22 protein-coding genes are annotated in these 15,814 nt (G+C 65.2%); 2 read left to right on the top strand and 20 right to left on the bottom strand.

The window, feature by feature from the left end:
• Position 1: 1 nt before the first annotated feature.
• The 19 genes from gp17 to C3942_RS00760 form a co-directional block, all read right to left on the bottom strand.
• Positions 2-403, bottom strand: a complete 402-nt coding sequence (gp17, locus tag C3942_RS00845) for a tail completion protein gp17 (RefSeq protein WP_165797268.1) — start codon at positions 401-403, stop codon at positions 2-4.
• The gene (locus tag C3942_RS00840; RefSeq protein ID WP_133164203.1) at positions 400-831 is read right to left on the bottom strand and encodes an HK97-gp10 family putative phage morphogenesis protein; all 432 of its coding nucleotides are present in this window, start codon (positions 829-831) and stop codon (positions 400-402) included. Before C3942_RS00840 ends, gp17 begins: the two co-directional genes overlap by 4 nt.
• Positions 828-1,193: a head-tail adaptor protein gene (locus C3942_RS00835; RefSeq protein ID WP_104228437.1), complete on the bottom strand. Its 366-nt coding sequence runs from the start codon at positions 1,191-1,193 to the stop codon at positions 828-830. Before C3942_RS00835 ends, C3942_RS00840 begins: the two co-directional genes overlap by 4 nt.
• A gap of 70 nt (positions 1,194-1,263) precedes the next feature.
• Positions 1,264-1,614, bottom strand: a complete 351-nt coding sequence (locus C3942_RS00830) for a head-tail connector protein (RefSeq protein WP_104228436.1) — start codon at positions 1,612-1,614, stop codon at positions 1,264-1,266.
• On the bottom strand, positions 1,611-2,129 hold the full coding sequence (locus C3942_RS00825) for a class I SAM-dependent methyltransferase (protein WP_165797267.1): 519 nt from the start codon (positions 2,127-2,129) through the stop codon (positions 1,611-1,613). Before C3942_RS00825 ends, C3942_RS00830 begins: the two co-directional genes overlap by 4 nt.
• 40 nt (positions 2,130-2,169) lie before the next feature.
• Complete coding sequence (locus C3942_RS21935) at positions 2,170-3,096, bottom strand: glycosyltransferase family 9 protein (protein ID WP_133164202.1); 927 nt, start codon at positions 3,094-3,096, stop codon at positions 2,170-2,172.
• A complete protein-coding gene (locus C3942_RS00820; RefSeq protein WP_207765928.1) occupies positions 3,093-3,437 on the bottom strand; it encodes a hypothetical protein in 345 nt (114 codons plus the stop codon). The genes C3942_RS21935 and C3942_RS00820 overlap by 4 nt, the downstream gene beginning before the upstream one ends.
• A 541-nt stretch (positions 3,438-3,978) precedes the next feature.
• A complete protein-coding gene (locus tag C3942_RS00815) occupies positions 3,979-5,406 on the bottom strand; it encodes a phage major capsid protein (protein ID WP_207765927.1) in 1,428 nt (475 codons plus the stop codon).
• Positions 5,407-5,418: 12 nt separating this feature from the next.
• Positions 5,419-6,102 (bottom strand): HK97 family phage prohead protease, encoded by a 684-nt coding sequence (locus tag C3942_RS00810; RefSeq protein WP_104228434.1) that lies wholly within the window; start codon positions 6,100-6,102, stop codon positions 5,419-5,421.
• Positions 6,099-6,347: a hypothetical protein gene (locus tag C3942_RS00805; protein WP_104228433.1), complete on the bottom strand. Its 249-nt coding sequence runs from the start codon at positions 6,345-6,347 to the stop codon at positions 6,099-6,101. The genes C3942_RS00810 and C3942_RS00805 overlap by 4 nt, the downstream gene beginning before the upstream one ends.
• Positions 6,344-7,657 carry a phage portal protein gene (locus C3942_RS00800; RefSeq protein WP_207765926.1) on the bottom strand — a complete coding sequence of 438 codons (1,314 nt, stop codon included), beginning with the start codon at positions 7,655-7,657 and terminating at the stop codon, positions 6,344-6,346. Before C3942_RS00800 ends, C3942_RS00805 begins: the two co-directional genes overlap by 4 nt.
• Positions 7,657-9,456, bottom strand: a complete 1,800-nt coding sequence (locus C3942_RS00795) for a terminase large subunit (RefSeq protein WP_104228432.1) — start codon at positions 9,454-9,456, stop codon at positions 7,657-7,659. The genes C3942_RS00800 and C3942_RS00795 overlap by 1 nt, the downstream gene beginning before the upstream one ends.
• 3 nt (positions 9,457-9,459) lie before the next feature.
• Positions 9,460-9,942, bottom strand: coding sequence for a phage terminase small subunit P27 family (locus tag C3942_RS00790; RefSeq protein WP_104228431.1), 483 nt, complete (start codon positions 9,940-9,942; stop codon positions 9,460-9,462).
• Positions 9,943-10,036: 94 nt separating this feature from the next.
• On the bottom strand, positions 10,037-10,348 hold the full coding sequence (locus C3942_RS00785; protein ID WP_104228430.1) for an HNH endonuclease: 312 nt from the start codon (positions 10,346-10,348) through the stop codon (positions 10,037-10,039).
• 134 nt (positions 10,349-10,482) lie between these two features.
• A complete protein-coding gene (locus tag C3942_RS00780; RefSeq protein ID WP_104228429.1) occupies positions 10,483-10,902 on the bottom strand; it encodes a hypothetical protein in 420 nt (139 codons plus the stop codon).
• A 269-nt stretch (positions 10,903-11,171) separates the two neighbouring features.
• Entirely contained in the window at positions 11,172-13,400 is a 2,229-nt protein-coding gene (locus tag C3942_RS00775) for a VapE domain-containing protein (RefSeq protein ID WP_104228428.1), read from the bottom strand.
• The gene (locus C3942_RS00770; RefSeq protein ID WP_104228427.1) at positions 13,397-13,630 is read right to left on the bottom strand and encodes a hypothetical protein; all 234 of its coding nucleotides are present in this window, start codon (positions 13,628-13,630) and stop codon (positions 13,397-13,399) included. The genes C3942_RS00775 and C3942_RS00770 overlap by 4 nt, the downstream gene beginning before the upstream one ends.
• Positions 13,627-13,854, bottom strand: a complete 228-nt coding sequence (locus C3942_RS00765) for a hypothetical protein (protein ID WP_104228426.1) — start codon at positions 13,852-13,854, stop codon at positions 13,627-13,629. Before C3942_RS00765 ends, C3942_RS00770 begins: the two co-directional genes overlap by 4 nt.
• Entirely contained in the window at positions 13,851-14,444 is a 594-nt protein-coding gene (locus C3942_RS00760) for a DUF8585 domain-containing protein (protein WP_104228425.1), read from the bottom strand. Before C3942_RS00760 ends, C3942_RS00765 begins: the two co-directional genes overlap by 4 nt.
• A 161-nt stretch (positions 14,445-14,605) precedes the next feature.
• On the opposite strand from C3942_RS00760, the gene C3942_RS00755 reads away from it, so the two are divergent.
• A complete protein-coding gene (locus C3942_RS00755) occupies positions 14,606-14,860 on the top strand; it encodes a hypothetical protein (RefSeq protein WP_104228424.1) in 255 nt (84 codons plus the stop codon).
• A gap of 203 nt (positions 14,861-15,063) precedes the next feature.
• On the opposite strand, the gene C3942_RS00750 is transcribed toward C3942_RS00755, so the two are convergent.
• Positions 15,064-15,375, bottom strand: coding sequence for a transcriptional regulator (locus C3942_RS00750; protein WP_104228423.1), 312 nt, complete (start codon positions 15,373-15,375; stop codon positions 15,064-15,066).
• 65 nt (positions 15,376-15,440) lie between these two features.
• Between C3942_RS00750 and C3942_RS00745 the strand changes: the two genes are divergently transcribed.
• A complete protein-coding gene (locus C3942_RS00745) occupies positions 15,441-15,812 on the top strand; it encodes a helix-turn-helix domain-containing protein (protein ID WP_104228422.1) in 372 nt (123 codons plus the stop codon).
• Positions 15,813-15,814 lie beyond the last annotated feature (2 nt).

Below are 15,814 nucleotides of genomic sequence, written 5' to 3'. Positions count from 1 at the left end.
TTCACTCCGTCGTATGCCAGAAGGCCCAGGTTTGCTGGACACGGAACAGGCCGGGTTCCGGGTCGGTAAGGTCGAATTCGGATTCCAGGGCGGCGTGCTTGATCAGCACACCCCCCACCAGGCCGCGGTAGTCACGCAACGCCGCCTTGATGGCCGCCGCAACCTCGCCGGCGGCCTCGTACTCCACCGCGTAGGCGTCGATTTGGAAGCGCGTGCGGGCAAGGCCCGTGGCGCCGCAATAGGAGACGTTCTCCTCCAGGCTCGTTTGCGAGCTGACGATGCACGGCTGCACCTGCTGGTCCTTCCAGGCGCGCTGCGGAATCACCAGGGCATAGATGCGATCGGAGACAAGCGCCTCCACTCCCGAGGCGGTGCTCAGGATGGTGTAGAGCTGGTCCTTCACTTCTTCTTCGCCGCCTTCTCGATGGTCTTCTTTAGCGAATCGCCCAAGGCCGCAAGCTGCTCCTGCTGGGTCTGCTCCATCGCGGGCCGGAGCCAAGGCTGGGGCGCTTGGCGTGAGGTGCCAAGCTCCACGAATTGCGTGGCATAGAACGCCTCTGCTCGCACGCCAATGGCGACGCTTGCCTTTTGCTTGTCCCGGCTGAGCTTGGTCACCGTACGGATGCTCCGCTTGGCGAAGCCGGGGGTAACAAGCCGGCCGCGATAGGTGCGGTGCGCATCCGCGCCTTCCGGGATCAGCTGCTTGGCGCGCTTGACCACCGGCCGCGAGCCGGCTCGGACCGCGGCGCGCAGCGCCTTGCCATTCGCCGCCAGGCCCAGCTCCTCAAGCTGGCGCATGAGCTGCGCGACGCCATCCAGCGCGCCGCTCACTGGCGCCACCCGGCGGATTCGCGCTCGATGGTCACCAATGCCATGCGCTCGTTCAGCTCGTCCGGCAGCGGCGACCCCTGAATGTCGAAGTAGCGGGCAAGTTCTGGCGAGCCAGCATCCACGATCCACTTCAGGCGCATGGTGGCTGTGATGGTGCGGCGATAACGCACCTCCCAGATCTGCGAGTTGGCGGAGATCACCTGGCTACCCGTATAGCGCTCCGCACTCTTGCCGGAGAGCGGACGCGCCCAGACCTCAAGGAAGTCCTCGAAGGTCGTGGCCACTCCGCCCGAGGCGCCTCGACTTTCAATGGGGCGCTGCACGACCAGCCGATGGGTCAGCGTGCCGGCGGGGAGGGGCATGGCTTCTTCCTCAGGTTGCGCAGGGCTTCCTTCAGCTTCTCGCGCCGGCGGCGGCAGGCTTCGCAGGCCATCAGACACCCAATCCCACGCGGAACTTCCATAGCAGGTTCGTGGCCGCCTGGTTGATCGGGCTCTGGTCCCGGTTCTCGCGGAAGCGGTACAGATCCGCAACGATCAGCAGGCAGGCCGCCCGGATCGAGCCGTTGACCACCATGGCGTTCGGGTCGTCCTCGCGGTCGCTGGTCGAGGCCTGTGCCGCGGCCAGCTCCTCGGCAGTCAGGTACAGCGGCCGGCCCAGGAACTCCACGCACTGTTCGGACGCGGCCTGGATATACAGCGCCAGATTTTCGTCCAAGAGATCGGCGTCCAGTCGCACCTGCTGACGTGCCTCCTCCAGGGTGACCAGGTTGGGGGTACTCATCCCGCCACCCGCTCGAAGGCCAGCCAGGTGCCTTTCACGTGCTGGATGTTCGCGCCGGCGGCGGCCTGCTCGTGCAGGACCTCACGCACATCGACGTTGCCGAGGTCGTGATAGTCGTGCCAGATGATGATCCCGCCGGGACGCACCAGCTGGCGCGCCAGGCGCGAATCGTGCTCCACGGCCCTGCGGCCATGGTCACCGTCGATGAAGGCGGCGTCGCAGCGCTGCAGGTCAGCCGCCGTCAGGTCCAGCGAGCCCTGGGCGCTCAGCACCAGGTGGAACCGGCTGTCCCCGCGGGCGAGGTGGCCGGGATCCTCCGGGACTTCCTTGCGCTGCACCAGGCGCTCCGTGACGTAGCCCGGCAGCACGTCGATGCCCTGGTAGCACTGGATCCCCGGTACGTGCCGCAGGATCGCCTTGGAGGTGCGGCCGGTGTTCACGCCGAACTCCAGCACGCCCTTCGGCTTCACGCTGGCCACCAGCGCCACCAGGGTCTCCAGCTCGCTCTCATTCATGAACCGGCGCTCCAGGCCGGTCCAGTCGAGCGGGCGGAGGTTAAGCCGCGAGCGGCTGACGGTTGAGAGTTTCATCGGCGAAGCTCTGCAGGGCGGCGAGGGCGGCGGGCATGTCGATGCGCTTGTCGCAGGCATGTCCGTGTGAGAAGCAGTTGCAGGGTTGGATCGGTTCGATCGGCAGCCAGGCGGTGTAGTGCGCGCCGGCCGAGAAGGACTCGGCGTCCTCGTAGCCGCCGAACACCGTCACCGCCGGCGCGCCGACGGCCTGGGCCAGCACCGTCATGAACCCCGGGGTGTTGAACACCAGCCCGGCGCGCTCGGTCAGCGCCGCGATGGTCTCGAAGTCCAGCTCGCCGGCATGGCATTCCACGTCGCCCTGTACCCGCGGGCCCACGAGCCATTCGCGCTGCGGCTCCAGGTCCGCGATGCTGACGACGAAGTAGCGGTCGCGGATCGACTCCAGCAGCTCCGCATAGGCCGCGTGGTCCGGGTTGCGCGCGGGGCAGCCGCCCCACTCGCTGCGCTCGTGCAGGGGCCGGAACAGCAGCAGCGGCTTCTGCGGGTTCCAGCGCGCGATCCAGGCCGCGGCACGGTCGTGCCAGGCCTGCGGCACCGGCAGGCGGAAGTCCGCGCTGCGCGGCTCGCCGCCGGCAGACTTGAGCAGGGCCGCCAGCACCGAGCCCTCATTCCGCACAGCCTGGGGCTGATAGCTGACCTGAACTGTCCGGGCGGCGGGCACACGCTCGCGCGTGAATTTCTGGGCCTCGCGGGCGGCGTTCTTCGCCTGGGTGCGCAGCCGCGTCACCGGCTGCACCAACTTCAGGTTGGGCCCGGCCAGGTCGTGGTAGACGCAAGGCCAGGGCGTGCGCAGCCAGACGCGGTTCGTCCTGGTGAGCTGCCGCACCAGGGCACGCTGGTGGATGTTGTCCCCCAGGCCGTGCATGCCGTTGATGATCAGGTCCCTCATTCGCCGAGGCACTCCACGATAGGTTTGCGAGGGAAGCAGCGCAGGGCCGTCTCCCTCGAGCAGTTGATGATTTCCAGGCCACGCTCTACGGCGTCCTGGGCCAGCCGGTCCATCTGCAGCACCCACTTGTTGGGGAGCAGCTTCCCCAGATTCCCCAGCGGCCTCGGGTGATCCCCGTGCCAGTGGCTCTTGCCGCCGGTGCGCTGCATGTCATAGCCCAGCAACAGCACCCGGGAGGCGCCGAACTGGTGTGCCAGGCCGATGGCCTGGTAGCCGCTGTTGCCGCCCTGGTTGATATGCCCCGGCCGATCGCTCAGTCCGGGCAGGTTTTGAGAGGGCATGCGCTGCAGTCCGTACCGCGAAGCCGCAGCCTCGCATTGGGTCCAGAGTTCCGCATGGAACATCCGGCGCACCTCCTGGGCATGAACCTTCCACCAGGGCTCATCGCAGGCGTACAGCACATCGGCCCAGGGGGCTATCCTGAAGCTGCTGTTGATGACGATGACGCGCCGCGCTTCTTGCGCGGACGTTTCGCCGGCGAAACGCCAGGCCCGAACAGATTCGCAGTCGTCTGCGGTGAGGCTGGGGCCGCTGGCGATGCAGACGACGGTTGATCCCGCCCAGCGGTTGATGCTTTTCCCAGTGGCGCAGGGCGCATCTGGTTCTGCGGCCCAGGGGCCATTTTGTTATCGGGCGCAATCAAGCCGTTGCCCTCAAGGCTGCGGCGGCGCGCCTCGGAGATTCCGTCAACGACATCTCCGCGCCGCACCCTGCCCAGCACGGCGTCATCGAAGCCGCGACAGGCAATCCAGGTTTGATTCATGAGTCCCCCCCAAAAAAGAGGGGCCGGTATGCGCCGGCCCCTCTTCGCCAGGCCTACGATCAGGTGCCGTCGAAGTCGCCGAAGTCACCGGTGTTGAAGGCCTCGGGGCGGTACACCGCCAGCGTGCCGCGCTCTTCCGCGAGGATCGTGATCAGGTTCTTCACGAAGTCATCCTCGTTCTCGGTGGCCACCAGGATGGCGGCCTGCTCGCGGTCGAAGTACTGCGCGCCGAGGCGGAAGGCGCCAGTCAGGAATTCGCCGAGATCCATCGCCTGGGTGGCAACCACCGGCCGACCCCACATGACCGGGCCAGCCAACGCGACCGGGTTGGCGAAGACATACGCACCCTCAGTGGTCTTGGTCAGCTCGATCTGGGCCCAGTCCGTGGGGTGCAGGACGATGCCGGTCGCCGGATACTCAGCCAGCTCGGCCTGCAACAGCGACAGACGCAGGATGTCGATACGCGTCTGCAGCATCGGCGTGAAGGCCGGCGTGAAGGCCGAAGCCTGGGGGATGATGCCGTGCAGGTTCTCGCCAACGCCGCTGCCCTTGAGGACCTGCAGCTCCTTCTTGAAGTCCAGCCCATAGCGCAGGCGGCCGTCGATCATCGAGGCCAGGCCCGGCGCGTCGGAGAGGATCTGTCGGCTGGCCTTGATCCAGTGGGCGATGGTGCGCACCTTGGCGTCGTCGAGCTCGAAGGTGATGTTCGATTCCGGCTTGCGCGCACCCTCGCTGACCACGTTGGCGTTGTTCACGAAGCCGGTTTCGCGGACATACTCGACCAGGTTGGAGCTGGTCCGCCCCGGCGTCAGCAGATCCACCACCGTCAGGCGACGGTCGGGCAGCATGACGGGGGTGGCGATGCGGTCCGGACGCACCAGGGCGCCGCCGCTGTTGGGCAGCGAGGTGACGGACTTCATGCCAACGCGGATCTTCGACTTGCCGTCGAAGTTCTCGGCCGCGGCCTTGAAGTCAGCGTGTTCCACGAACTGTTCGCCGACGCTCTTGGCCTGCGCCGGCTCACCCGAACCGCGGCGTACCGACTTCTGCTCCAGCTCGGCGATGCGGGCGGAGAACTCGTTCTGCTGCTCGGCCTGCTTCACCAGAAGTTCATCGACCTTGGCCTTGGTCTCGGCGGACATTTCGCCGTTCTTCTTGATCTCAGACTTGGCGGTCTCGGCAAAGCTCTTCAGTTCATCACCGAGGCGCTTGAGTTCGGTAGCCGCCTTCTTCATGCCGGCTTCGGGGTCATCGTTGTCACCGCCACTGCCGCCGCCTTCACCGCCCTTGGTGCCGAGATGGCGCCGCAGCTGGAAGCCACCATAGGCGCCACTGGCGCCGATACCGGCCATCAGCATCGGCATGCCGATGCCGGCAATGCTGGCCATGCCGCCGATGGGAATCACTGCGGCGCTGGCATCGCCGACGAACAGCATGGACATCAGGGCCACCGCGATAACGGAGCCCAGGGTTGCATAGAGTTTCATGGGTAACCTCGTTCAGAACTTGGGGAATTGAATGGAGCCGAGAAGGCCCGCGACATCGCCGCCGGCGCCCCCGGGCTCACCCCGGTTGAGCAGATGCTTCAAGCCGCGATTGGCGATCACCGCGGCTTGGGTCTTGGAGAAGCCTGCCTCACGCAGGAGCTGCTCGAACTCAGAAAGTGTGGGAAGGCCACCGTGGGCCAGCTTGCTCTTGACGGTCTCGATGCGGGCATCGTCGTTCGCTGGCGTGGTGACTACCGAGATCTCGACCAGGTCCAGCTGCTGCAGCGTCCGGAGCTTGGTCTTCTCGTCGTAGCTCGACTGGCGAACGTAGTAGCCGATAGACAGGCCGGTGATGGAGCGAGACGCCATGCCGCGCTGTGCGATACGCGCATACGGCGCATCGTCCAGCCAGAGCTGACCATCGCCAAAGAGGCCATGGGCATCTTCCTTCAGCGACTCCATCTTCCAGTCCCCGATCGGCTCGCCCACTCGGTGCTGCCAGAGCACCGGCAAGGAACGACCCTTGGCACGTGTCTGGGCCAGGCTTTCCACGAAGGCACCAGGAGCGACGATCTCGTTATAGCTATCAACGACACCGAACACCGAGGCGTAGCCCGAGAAGGCTCCTTTCTCGCCAACGGACTTCACGTCGTATTCGAAAGCGCGGTACTGGATAGAGGCAGACTTGCGATTCATTCCTGGATATCTCCAACGGACACAGCAACGACGGGATGACTGGTCCCGCGAATCCATAACTTCAGGGTCTCGCCACGGGCGAGGGCGGCGAGTTCTTCTGGTGTCGGCTCCCAGGCGGAGACCATGAACGGGCCCTCCGGGGTTGCGACGTCACGGACCGGAAGCCCAACGCAGCTGCCGTCGTCTTTCCAATCTGCAGGTGCGCCGAGCACCCGCGTGGCGCCAGCAATACGCTTCACGATCATGCGGCGAGCTGCATGCCCGTCTTGTCCTCGTTGATCCACGCGAGGATGGCATTCTTGACGTTCTCGGCGGCAGCCGTAGTGCCGCCGAGCTTGTCCAGCGGCAGCAGATTGGACTGGACCGTGAGGATATCTCCACCTTCAACCGGCGGCAGGTTTTCCTTGGCCCGAGCCTCATTGCGGGTCATCAGGCCGTTCTGCACCATCGTGCTGAAGAACTGCGCGCGGGCCGCGCTGTCCGCACGGAGCAGGCCTTCCACAGCGAACTCGGCAAAGTAGCGCGAGCGCTCAGCCGGAAGCAGAAGGTCCTTTCGAATGCCTTGCTCAATGCGGCTCAGCAGCGGGCGCAGGGTGAAGGTCAGGAAGCCAATCAGCTCCTGCTCCATACCCGTCCCCCATTTGGTCTGGCCACTTCCTGCATGGCCCACCATCCAGGGCGGCACACCAAACCAGCGGCAAATTTCCTCTACGCTGCGGCCACGGCTCTCCAGCAGCTGCGCATCTGCGGGGTTGATGCCGATGGTCTCGGCCTTCATGCCGGCCTCGAGGAGCGGAGACTCACCGGCGTTGATGGCTCCGGTGATCTTCTTCTTGTTCTCGCGGAACTCATCACGCTGCTTTTGCGTGAGAGTGGTCGGCATCGAGAAGTACACCGTCGGCAACATGCCGTTCTGGAATGTTTTTGCAGCTGCCTCGTCCGCGGCTAGCGCCGTGCCGAACACCTTGGCGCCATAGTAGATCGCCGAGAGACCGGTCTCCCCGTCAAGAGAAAACCCCGGCTGACACCAGATCTGCGCCTCCGGGATCTCGCGAACCGCGCCATTCCTCTCCGTGTAGCGGTACTGGAACGATCCCTCGGGCGTCCTCGTACGCTGCATGCGCTGCGGAAGTAGAAGGTCCAGCGCCACCAGGCGCCCGGCTCCGTTGCGGTGCTTCTGGCTGTAGGACATACCGCCCAGCAGCAGGTTGGCGATGTACACCTCCCAGAACTGCACTGCGGTCATGTCTGCATTCGGCTGATAGCGAAGCAACTCGTGCAGCGGGTGATCGCGCGCGATGCTTTTGCTGTCATCGGCAGCACGCTGGTACATGTTGATGGGCAGGGTCGCAATCGTCTGCGAGATCAAACGAATGCAGGCCCATGCCGTTGAGAGCTTGAGCGTGCTGTCGATCGTGACCGACTGTCCCGCAACGCTGTTCCCGTAATAGGTCGCCCAGAACTCACCATCTGTCAGATGGATCGGCACCCCCAGCCATCGCAGCAGCGTAGACTTGATCAGCCCGGGCTGCTGTACCTTCACCAATGCAGTCATCAGATCACCGGGTTTCTGAAGAAATCATCCAGGTTGCCGTTGTCGCCTTCCGCCAGCACCGCCACGCTCACGGCCATAGCCAGAGCCACGATGCCGTCGATGCGGCCCGTTGCCTTGCGCTTTGTGAACTTGCGATTGCCCGCCGCGTCTTCCTCGGTAACCACGCTGGCGGCGTTCCAGCGCAGGACCGGGTTCATGTGCACCCGCAGCTTTTCGTTCAGCAGCAGGTTTTCCAGGCGCTCCACTGCGGGCGCCATGTCCTTGAAGCCCTGCCCGAACTCCTTCAGCGGCAGGTCGAAGCTCATCTTGTCGAGCTCCTTCTGGAACTCCTCAATGCGCCACCGATCGAAGGCGGCCGTATCGACCTGCAGGTCCAGGTCATCGATGCGGCGGCGGAGATCCCGGCAGACCCGGTCATACTCCACCGATAAACCCGGCACGGCGTGGAGGAACCCCTCATCACGCCACTGCAGGTAGTTGACCTTGTCTTCCCAGGCCCGGTCCGCCAGGTTGTCGGCCGGGGACCAGAAATCCACGAAGGCATCGCCGCCGCCTGCGTCGTCCGGCACGAAGTACGCCACCGCCGTGAGGTCGCGGCGCTTCGACAGATCGATGCCCATCGTCGCGTTTCGCCGGCGAAACTTCTCCAGGTCCAGTGGCACCTCGCACTTCAGCCAGGCCTCGGCGCCGATCCAGGCTTCCTCCGCGTCCGTCCAGACGCAGAAGTTGAGGCGGGCCACCTTGTTCGCCTTGCTCGGCATGTTCCTGGCCTGGAGCACCTGGCGTTCCAGGTAGTCCAGGAAGATCGAGACGCCCAGGTTCGGGTTGGCCTTGATCCAGCAGGCCGGGTCTCGCTTCCAGTCGTCGCCGACATCCAGGGCGCAGATGTAGACGAATCGTGAATCGTCGAAGCCCTCCTCGCCGGGCTTCGCGTTGACCAGCTTGACGCCGGCCTCATGGTGGATGTAGCAGACCGATTGCCGGTCGGTGCCGCTGTTGGTGATCGACACCAGCAGCGGCTGCTCGCGGCCCTTCTGGCCGGCTTCGAGCATGTCCAGCACCGCGGCGGACTTGTGCTCGTGCAGCTCGTCCACCAGCGAGACATGCGGGCGCGGGCCGGACTGCCCGTCGTCCGCGCTGATCGGGCGGAAGAAGCTGCCCAGCAACGGGTAGCTGAGGTTCCAGACCTTCTCATCGCGGCCGCTCTTCTGGATGCGGCTGGCGATCAGCGGGGACTGATCCACCATCGCCACCGCGTCGCGGAAGAGGATCATCGCCTGATCCTTCTTCGTCGCCGCGGCGTAGATCTCCGCGCGCGGCTCCTGGTCGATGATCAGCCCGGCCAGGCCGATGGCCGCAGCCAGCGGGCTCTTGCCGTTGCCCTTGCCGATCTCGATGTACGCCTGCGTGAAGCGGCGCTTGCCGTTCGTCTTCAGCCAGCCGAACAGCGAGCCGAGGATGAACTTCTGCCACAGGCCGAGCAGGAACGGCCGTCCCTCGAACTGCCCGCCATTCAGGCAGAGGAAGTTCTCCACGAAGGCGATGTAGTAGAGCGCAAGGTCCTTATCGAACCTCAGGCCGCGCTTGTGGCCGTCCTCCAGGTCGCGCAGGTGCCGAGCGCAGGCAGCCCGGACGTGCGGGCCTGCGACGATCCCGCCGGAGACCACCTGGTCGGCGTAGTCGCGGACCGGATCGTCCTCGTAGCCGGCGCGCGGCAAGTGCTGCGTGCCGTCGGTGTAGGGCAGGACACCGGCCGTCGCCGCCCGCTGCTGACCCTCGGGCGGTACCGCGGTCCCCATGGCCTACGCCGACTTCGGCGCGGAGCGGAGGAATTGGCCCAGCGGGTCGCCGCCGAACAGATCGCCCTGCGGTTGGATGGCGATACGCGAGCGCGCAGCGGGGGTTCCGCCGAACTGCACCGCCAGCTTGTTCGCCATGCTGGCCATCATCGACTGGTAACTGGCCAGGGGGTTCATGAACTCATTGCCCGTGGTGGACGAGACGTTGACCGGATGCTTCGCAACCTTGTCGGCCGTCACCCGGAACTGCCATGCCGCGTAGCAGAGCTGCGCGAACTGCTCCACGTCCACCTCGGTCAGCAGGCCGGCCCGCTCGTACACCGGCGCCAGCTCGCTCCACACCGCCTGTGCGTCTTCCGGAAGCCACGCCGGCGGCGTGAGGTCCTTCAGCTTCATCGGGTCCGGCTCCTGCTTGTTCAGCGGCCGGTGTCCGGGGTTGCCTCCAACGACCTTCAGGGCCGTCGGCGTTGGCGGTCTGCCTTGCATGGTACCTCCTACTGTTTAACCCCCACCCCCTTCATTTCGCGATCTTGCGAACAAAGCTTGGGACGCCGGTCTAGAAGCAGGCGGCCCTGAGTTTTTACCCACCCCTCCGGGTGTCGTTCCGGTTCCACGGGTGAGCCGGACTGGTGGGCAGGCCGTTGCCGTCCGCTCCCCAGGCCTCTTTGCCCTTCTCGATGGCCTGCTTCCAGCTGTCGTGACAGGGCTTGCACAGCGGCTGCCAGTTCGCCACGTCCCAGAACAGCACCTCATCGCCGCGATGCGGAGTGATGTGATCAACGATGGCGGCCGGCGTAACCAGGCCGCGGCGCTGGCAGTGCGTGCAGAGCGGATGCTCGCGGAGGAATGCCGCGCGAGCCTTCTGCCATCGGTAGCCGTAGAGCCCGCTCATGCGTCCAAACGAGAAAGGCCCGCTGGTTGGCGGGCCTTCATTTTCCTTCGTTCGCAGCACGGCAGCCGTACCGGCTGCCGTGCGCTCCTGGAGGAGGGATCAAGTTGTGGATGGCTTTATACCGCCGTGCGAATTCACTTTGCAAGCCCTGCCCAGATCGGCTTGCCTCGCGCGATCAGGCGCACGCTGCTGGCAGCCGCGATTCGATCAGCGAGACGGCGCAAGGTGCGCTGCTTCAGGGCCTCGTAATGGTCCACGTCGAACTTTAGCTTCCTCGCGATCTCGCCTGGATAACGGCGAAGCAAGTAGACGTACACGATGAACAGGCGGTCCGCCTTGCTGGGCAGAGAGACCAGGGCCTCTTCGATGAAGCGGGCGTCCCTGGCATCGACAGGGCAGGCGGACGATCGGACCAGCCTGTCCTCGTCAGCGGCAGGCGCGACATACGCTCCTTCGGCGCTGGCACAGCGCGCACGTTCATGCCCATCGGCCTTGGCCCATCGCGCCCAGTTCTCCAGGCGATTCTCCAGCCGCTCGATCTCTGTTTCCGTCATCGCTTCCCTCGCTCCCTGTCACCACGTCTCATGGTGGTGACAGCAGGTTGTGCCGCTGAAAACCCCTGATTCCATCTGGCTTGTCACCACTGTCACCACCGTCACCACCAACAGAACACCTCACGCACGTGCATGTACGCGGGCGCATACGTGCGCGCAGGTGCGCGCGCCTGTGAGTGGTCAAGGTGGTGACGGTGGTGACAACCCGCGAAATTGCAGGCTTTCGCGGTGGTGACAAGGTGGTGCCACCTTGGTGACGGTGGTGACATTCATGTCTCCACCTTTGCCGCGTCCTCGGGCGGGCGTGTGTATTGCCACACCCGAGTCGCGCCCAATCGCTTCTGCTGCCGGCCCCAGCCGAAGCGGCGCATGAGGTTCCCCACGCGCGTCTGCAGCGGCTTGTCCTGCTTCTTGCGCTCCACGTCCAGGGCGAAGAGCAGGATGTCGGCGGCCGTGGTGATCTCCACCGGCTTGCGGTGGTAGTAGCCGAGACGGGCCAGGTAGCGGTCCTCTGCCGCCTTGCCTTCCAGCCAGCGGTAAATCTGCTCCGCCCAGATATCCTCGACGTAGCGCTGTTCCTGGGCCTCGTAGGCGCCTTCCGGCAGGATGTGCCAGGGCTCGCCGCGCTTGAACCTCGCATCGGCCTCGGCCCACAGCTGCTCCCGCACATCGCGGATCGCGTCGATGTTCACGTCACGGACCACCACCGGCATGTATCGGCGGCCGCCGGTCTCGTCGCGCTGCCAGTCCGAGTTGTTGACCGTGCCCACGAAGATGCATTCCCGGGGGTAGTCCTCGGCGTTGCGGCCATAGGGCGACCGGAAGCGGTCGATGCGCGAGGAGACCGCGCGCTTGATGTGTGAGCTCTCCGCCTTGGCGAAGCTCGACAGCTCGCCGATCTCGACGCCCCACCGGCCCTGAATGATGACGTAGAAATCCTTGTCGCTGGGCGGTGTGCCCAGGTCGGCGAAGTACTCATCGCCGAACAGCATGTTGACCAGCGTTGACTTTCTGGCGCCCTGTTCGCCTTCCAGCACCAGCATCAAGTCCGCCTTGCAACCCGGCTGGCGCACGCGAGCGACGGAGGAGATGAAGAAGTTGAGGGCAAACCCTTTGTGCATCTCCGTCTGGTCGGTGCCGCAGAAGTCGCTGAAGAAGGTGGGGATGCGCTCTGTGCCGTCCCAGGTCAGGGAGTCCAGCCAATCCCGCAGCGGGTGGAAGGCGAAGCGCTTGGCCACCGCGATGGAGGCCTCGCGTGCCACCATGGTCGGCACCGCGATCCGGAAAGTGTCCTTGCGACCGAACCAAGCCGCCATTTCGATCTCGTCCGAATCCGTCATCGCCCCGGCTTCGCCACCGTAGGGTGGTGGCCGGCGCTTCACGATGCGCTTGGCGAACTGGTCGAAGGCCAGCACGCCCTGCCAGGCCTCGTGGTTCAGCAGCACCAGCATGACGTTGTGCGTCATCGCCTTGAGGCCGGTATCGCCCCAGACCAGCTCATCCTTCCAGCTGCCCGTGGACGCCCCCTGAGGCGCAGCCGGGAGCGTAGGGGTCCAGGCCTTGAGCAGGCGTTCCTTGACCGCGGCGAGGCCCTGCTCCGCCGCCATGTCGTTGAAGTCCGTCTTCCCGGCGGGATCCTCGAAGCGAGGCATCACCATCGCGCCCTTGAACGCCTTGGCGCCCTCGGTGGCGGTCTTGAGCCCGGCGTTTTCCTTCTTCTCGTGGTCGTCGTCGCCGGCGAAAATGAAGCGCACGTCCGGGTACACCACGCGCAGCAGCTTGGCCACCACCAGGACATTGCCGGAGTCGAAGCAGACCACCACCGGCCAGTCCGTGGCCTCGTGGATCGTGGCGCCGGTGGCGTAGCCCTCGGCGAAAACCAGCGGCTTCTCATTGGCCACCGCGCCGAGCATGTGGAAGCTGCCCTTCTTGCCCGGCCCGGTCAGGAACTTCTTGCCTCCGTCACCCGAGATGAACTGCAGCTGCGTGATCATGCCGGCCGTATTGCGTGCCGGCACCACAATGCCCCCGTCTCGCGCCTGGCGCAGTCCGTACGGCCTCACTCCCTTGGCCTGAAGATATGGCGAGCGGATCGAATCCCCGGGCAGCTGCTTCCAGATCTCCGCGGCGCGCTTCTGCACCTCGCGCAGCAGGTCATGCTCGGCTCGTTCGGCCTCGGCCGCGAGCTGCTTCTGCCGCTCCTGGACACGCGCCCGGGCCGACTCGTCCAGCTTGCCGCCGCGGATCTTGAACTTCTGGGCATTGCTCTCCGAGCCCTGCCAGATGCCGTAGCTGCCGACCACCACGCGCCGGCCGTCGTCAAGGAGCACCTCGTAGGCGATGTACCAGCCCGCCTTCTTGCCGCGCTTCTGGCCCTCCACGTCAACGCGGTGCACCTTGCCCGAGGCCGGCGGCCCCAGCAGCAGGCGATCCACGACTAAGCCGAAGCCTCTCAGCTCATCGAGCGCGGACTGCACGGGATCGAGCGCTTCGCTCATCCACTCACCTGCGCGCGGTGCACCCGCCTGTCATCCAGCGCGACCTGCCCGGTCCGGTTGCAGATCTGGCACTGCGCGGAGTCGGCAGGCGTGTCCCGGCAAGCCGGGCAGCGCCAGGCGAAGCCGCTGGTCATCAAGGCCTGCCCGGGGAACCCGTCCAGGTAGTAGGCCGGATCGCAGGGGAAGTAATGCGGCGGCTTGCGCAGGCCTACGTGGCGATACCGCTTCATGCGCGCTTCCGGAACACAGCCGGCACCATGGGCACCTGCTCACCGCGGGGCACGGGCGCGAAGGTCGCGCTGAAGTACAGCACCCCCAGTGCGTTGTCCTTGCCAGGGGAGTAGCCCACCAGTTCCGCATCGAAGGGCAGGTTGGCGATGCACCCCTCGCCACGCAGGATGGCCGCCACATGGCGCTTGTCGATCAGGTAGACCCGCGTCTGCAGCGGGATCATGCCGCGCCCCTAGGAGCCAGCGCCTCGGCCAGCGCCGCCTCCAGCATGTTGCGCATGCGCATGGCCTGTGCGATCACGTCGTCGATCTCGCGCATGGACTCCCGCAGCTTGGCGGGATCGTCCTCGCCGTTGATGCCGCCCACAGCCACCGTCGCCCAGGAGTTCAGCAGCTCGCCCACCTCCCGCATGAAGTCCGCTACGGAGGTCACCTCCGGCGCGGTGCCGGACGGGCAGGGGACGAACATGCCGCCCATGCGCTGCGCCAGCTCCTGCTTGCAGTGCAGGATGTACGGCTCGCCCAGGGCCTGGACCATCGCCTCGAGCACGCCTACCGACATGCGCGCCGAGATGTTGGGATTTCGCCAGCGGCGGATCTTCTGGCCGCCCTGGTCCTGGACATGGAACAGGTCCTCGCCCAGGGGGAAGTCGCTGGCCACCCGCTTGCGGGCCGGCGTGCGTTCCAGGATCAACTCACGCACGCGCAGAGCATGCGTCTCCTCGCTGATGTTGCTGGCAGTGAGATACCGCTCCGTGTGCCGCAGGATCACCTCGTCCAGCGTATCCAGCAGCAGTGAAGGAATTTCCTTCATGGTGTGCCCGTCTCCTCAGGCCTATCGTTCTAGGGGTCACGCCGTGGGGCGCAGGGAAGTCAGGGGGAGCGCTATGAAACAGGAGCAGGGAAATGGAGCCGGTCCAGCGGTGGCGGTAGAGTGGGGCCTCTCACAGCACACCCCCGACACCGAGGACCGGCATGGAAGAAGAAACGACAATCCACCTTGCAGCGCAGATCATCGCGTTGAAGCACACCGTTATCGTCTGCCTGGGGGAAATCGCAAAATTGCGAGGCGGAACCATCAGAGATCTCCATCAGCGCGCCGTGCAAGACACCACCGAGGATCTCGAATCCTTGCTTTTAGGAGAGAAACTCGCCCCGCAAGTAACAAAGGTGCTCGACCATCTCTTCGCGATGGGCGAGTTCGCAGCCCGAGAAGGCGAGCGCGAATAAGCGACACTCTCCTCTCCACACGCGCACGCTGCGCGTCATCCACGCGCCGGAGCAGGTCTCCAAGCGGCGAAGTTTCCACCAAGGAGTTGGGCTGGCTCATCGAGCGCTCGCCCAGGAATAGAAAGACCGGCCGCGGGGGAATGCGGCCGGCGAAGGTGCCAGCGTGGTTGGCGCTGGCTGGAGGAGACTGGGGGTGGGGCGGCTCATGCGGCCCTCTGTTCGGCCGACGGCGCCGGCGTGGCGTGAGCCGGGTTTTGATCGAGGCCCTGGCCTTCGATGCCCTGACCAATGGATGGTCTCAGAACCCGGGCAAAAACCTCGGGGCAGAGTTCAGCGCAAGTGACCCGGCCTTGGACAAGGGCTTCGATCTGGGGAGCGCGACGGGGCGGCACGCCGCGCTTGACCCAATTGCTCACGGCCATAGGCGAAACGCCGAGATCTTCGGCCATTTTTGCCTGGGTCCCGACCATGTCGATTGCTCGCAGAAGTGCGCTCATGAGCCACAGAATAAACATGGTGTGTATGTTATGCAAACACCGCGTTTATTGCGCTGCAGCGAAGCTCAATAAACAATTACTTTATGAGCAAGGAAAGCGGTCACATTTTTGAGGCGAAGCTCCGAGCCTCAGGGATGAAGCAGGCGGAATTTGCCGTCGCCATGGGGGTCAGTGCGCAGACGGTTGTTAACTGGGCAAAGCGTGGGGTCAGCAAGGGCGAGCTAATTCGCGCAGCGAAACTCCTGGGCTGTGAACCACAAGAGTTGGATGCGGAATATGTCGATCCAATCCAGACTTTAAAGGTCAACTATCAACCGCTGAAGCCTTCCGCCGGATCTCGCGCTCACCAGGAGCTGCGTGAGACCTTCGCACGCTACGTCGCCGAGCTGAGCGAGGCGGATGCGGCTGCCGTGTCGCAGATCATCAAAGGGCTGGGCGAGAAAAGCGCCAGCTAGAG

Source organism: Solimonas fluminis (genome assembly GCF_002930645.1).
GTDB lineage: Bacteria > Pseudomonadota > Gammaproteobacteria > Nevskiales > Nevskiaceae > Solimonas_A > Solimonas_A fluminis.
This window is presented reverse-complemented; position numbering and strand designations above follow the sequence as displayed.